This window comes from Sabulibacter ruber, from assembly GCF_017355955.1.
GTDB classification, from domain to species: Bacteria; Bacteroidota; Bacteroidia; order Cytophagales; family Hymenobacteraceae; genus Nibribacter; species Nibribacter ruber_A.
In genome coordinates this window covers 1-273 of record NZ_JAFFID010000126.1, presented here as the reverse complement: position 1 = coordinate 273, position 273 = coordinate 1, and the positions used below count along the sequence as shown (strand labels likewise).

At 70.3% G+C, this 273-nt stretch carries 1 protein-coding gene; it reads right to left on the bottom strand.

Going from position 1 to position 273, the window contains the following annotated elements; all coding sequences use genetic code 11:
* The coding region (locus JT719_RS24735; protein ID WP_207436443.1) for a PAS domain-containing protein at positions 1 to 273 on the bottom strand (273 nt) is incomplete at both ends.

Below are 273 nucleotides of genomic sequence, written 5' to 3'. Positions count from 1 at the left end.
TCCTGCTGGAGGTGATGGGTGCGGGTGGTGTCGGTGAAGGTCAGCAGCGTGGCGAGGACCTTGCCGTCGCCCCCGGCGAGCGGCGCCACCTCCGCGCTCAGCCGCATCGGATCGCCCGGCGGGCGGTGGTAGTCCAGCTGTTCGATGCGGACGGGCCGCCCGCCCTGCAGCACCTCCTCGATCCGGCTGCGCATCTCCACCGGCCGGTAGGAGATGGAGAGATCATGGAAGGGCCGCCCGATGTCGTTTTCCGTCACGTCGAACAGGCGGCGG